The following is a 2705-nucleotide window of genomic DNA, read 5'->3' as shown; positions in this document are numbered from 1 at the left end:
AAAGTAGACAGCGCGTATTCTTAGCAGAGAGCTCCGGAAGCTGAAAAGGAGCAAGAAAAACGCTGTTGAAACAAGCCTCTGAGCAGCGCATTGGATCTAACGTGATAGTGCGACGGCTGCTTCCGTTACAAAGCTAGAGTATAAGCGAAAGCCGTACTCGATAAGGTTTATATGGCGACATATGAACAAACTAGGGTGGCACCGCGATTCATAATCTCGCCCCTAAGACAAATGTCTTGGGGGTGGGATTTTTTTATTGATCGAAATCAATAGTGAAGCGGAGGCCTTTCTTTTATGAAAAATAAGCTGTTGTCTTGGAAATACCCGTGTTTATTACTGTTTGGAATTGGCATTAGCAATATCGGGGACTGGATTTATTTAATTGCTTTAAATGTCATGATGCTTGATATGACGAATTCGCCGCTTGCGGTTTCAGGGCTATACATGATAAAGCCGCTTGCTGCGCTATGTACAAATATATGGTCTGGAAGCTTAATTGACCGCATGAACAAACGGAAGCTTATGATGTTTTTAGATTGGATGCGCGCGGGGATTATTGCTTGGTTTCCGTTTTTCTCATCCATACTGATCATTTATGTGCTGGTATTTATCATCAGTATGGCAAGTTCAATGTTTCGGCCGGCATCGATGGTTTATATCACAAAGCTTATTCCACGTGAAAAACGAAAAAGATTTAATTCGCTGCGCAGTTTGATTGATTCAGGCGGTTTTCTTATTGGGCCAGCCGCAGCAGGTGCGCTATTTATGATTGGAACGCCAGCGTTTGCCATTTATGCTACTGCTGCAGCGCTGGTATCGTCAGGGGTGGTTACTTTGTTTATGCCGAACCTGGATACAAAAGCAGAAGTTAAAGAAAATAAGCTGTCTGTAAACACCATTCGAGAAGATTGGAAAGCGGTGTTTCGTTTCAGTAGAGCCAACAGATACATTATCACCATTTATGTATTATTCAGTTTCTTAATGGTCATGGCTACGGCAATTGATTCTCTTGAAGTTTCATTTGCAACAAAAGTCATTCATTTGTCCGAAAGCGAATACGGATTTTTATTAAGCATAGCAGGCGCTGGCATTATGATTGGCGCAGTTGTGAACACACTGTTTGCTAAGAAGCTGTCGACCAACTTTCTCATAGGCGCCAGCAGTGTAGGAGTGTCGCTTGGCTATTTGCTGTATGCGTGTTCGTCTTCTTTTCAAACTATCGGAGCAGGATTTTTTAGCTTATCTTTTGCGTTAGCTTTTGCAAGTGCTGGTTTTCAAACCTTTTATCAAAAYAGTATTCCCGTTGACATGATGGGTCGAGTAGGAAGTATATATGGACTGCTTGAGTCATTTCTGATCATTATCATGACTTTTTTATGCGGCATGGCTGCGCACATCTTTTCGATTCAAGGAGCTGTAATTGGTGGAAGCCTGATCATGCTTTTAAGTACAATTGTATTGTTTTTGTGCACGTTAAAGCCGACGTTTTATAAAGTGAATTTGGTCAAAAAGCAAGAAATCTAACGCAAGGGTACTAGTGGACAAATAAGCTAAGAAGCCGATAATAAGAAATGAATACAGGATAAAGGATGGAAAAGCACAGTGAAAATGAAAGATGCGTTAAAGAAAAAAGGAATGTTTGTTAAAAAATTATCGAATCAAGGTGAATTCTTTCGAAAGCGATGGGAAAATGAATTTGCAAGTGCTTTAAGCGCATCGCAAAAAAAGAAAATTTATATTGACCAATTTTTGTGGCATGCGTTTAGCTATGAAAAGCTCCCTTGCTTGCAAGGAGAACAAGCGGTTCAAGCGTTCGAACAGCAAATAAAGAACGACTGTTATTTGCTGTTTGAGCATGATGAACGAGTGCTGCAGCTATCTAAATGTAAGTATCTAACAAGCGCTGATTTAAGTGAAAATACAAACATGTATTTAGAAGATTTATATGTGGTTGATAAAAACTTCACGTGGACTTACGTTATTACCCATGAAAGCTCATGTGGACCTTACTTTTACCGAACATAAGTGAAGATATGGCCTGCCGTGTATATCAACATGGTAGTTTTTTCTATAAAAGAACATTTTATTAATTAAAAGTAATTAAAGGTATAAAATGGTTTTTAATCTAAGATTTTTGGGTATTTATTACTAATTATTATCCATATCTCTCCTATATCTATATTACCATTTGGGATTTTTTCAAAAAATAGGATATGAAATTAATTTTTTGTATGCTAAGGTAATTATTGCTAGTCGGCTTGTCTTACAAAATTCAGTTTAAAAAGGAGGTTTTTATATGAAGTGGTATTTACATRTACTAAAAAATTATGCAGCGTTTCAAGGAAGAGCAACGCGTAAAGAGTATTGGATGTTTATCTTATTTAATTTTATTATATGGTGTGTGCTTTCAGCTATTGAACTTATAACAGATATGCCCCCTTTTTTGCGTATAGTTTATCTTGTTGCAGTCTTCATTCCATCTCTTGCTGTGACGGCACGCCGACTGCATGACATAGGAAGAAGCGGCTGGTGGCAGCTCATTAGTATTATTCCGATTGCCGGAGCTATTTGTCTATTAATTCTTCTTTGTCTAAGAAGTGAGTCGCAGCTAAATCGTTTTGATGTACCTAATAAAGTTGCGTAGGACTTAAATGATTAGGTAGTTTAATTTAATAAATAAAGAGAGGGTTTGTCATGTACTGGTA

General features: G+C 38.0%; 3 protein-coding genes and 1 other annotated feature. All 3 genes read left to right on the top strand.

Annotated features, from left to right (window positions below; translation table 11 throughout):
• Nucleotides 1–227, top strand: a binding site (T-box leader). This feature is flagged as partial in the annotation.
• Nucleotides 228–294: 67 nt separating this feature from the next.
• The 3 genes from AC1DRF_RS22200 (at nucleotide 295) to AC1DRF_RS22190 (ending at nucleotide 2644) form a co-directional block, all read left to right on the top strand.
• Nucleotides 295–1524, top strand: coding sequence for an MFS transporter (locus tag AC1DRF_RS22200; protein WP_427076114.1), 1230 nt, complete (start codon nucleotides 295–297; stop codon nucleotides 1522–1524).
• An 84-nt stretch (nucleotides 1525–1608) separates the two neighbouring features.
• The gene (locus tag AC1DRF_RS22195; protein ID WP_427076115.1) at nucleotides 1609–2025 is read left to right on the top strand and encodes a DUF4275 family protein; all 417 of its coding nucleotides are present in this window, start codon (nucleotides 1609–1611) and stop codon (nucleotides 2023–2025) included.
• Nucleotides 2026–2296: 271 nt separating this feature from the next.
• Complete coding sequence (locus AC1DRF_RS22190) at nucleotides 2297–2644, top strand: DUF805 domain-containing protein (protein ID WP_477741709.1); 348 nt, start codon at nucleotides 2297–2299, stop codon at nucleotides 2642–2644.
• The last annotated feature ends 61 nt before the right edge of the window (nucleotides 2645–2705 follow it).

The sequence above is a fragment of the Priestia sp. P5_B4 genome (assembly GCF_056400385.1).
The sequence above is the reverse complement of the archived record's forward strand: the minus strand, read 5'-3'. Positions and strand labels throughout refer to the sequence as shown.

What these genes read in the sequence shown, in the direction of transcription:
- AC1DRF_RS22195 (WP_427076115.1), top strand. Translation starts at nt 1,609, where the DNA reads ATGAAAGATGCGTTAAAGAAAAAAGGAATGTTTGTTAAAAAATTATCG.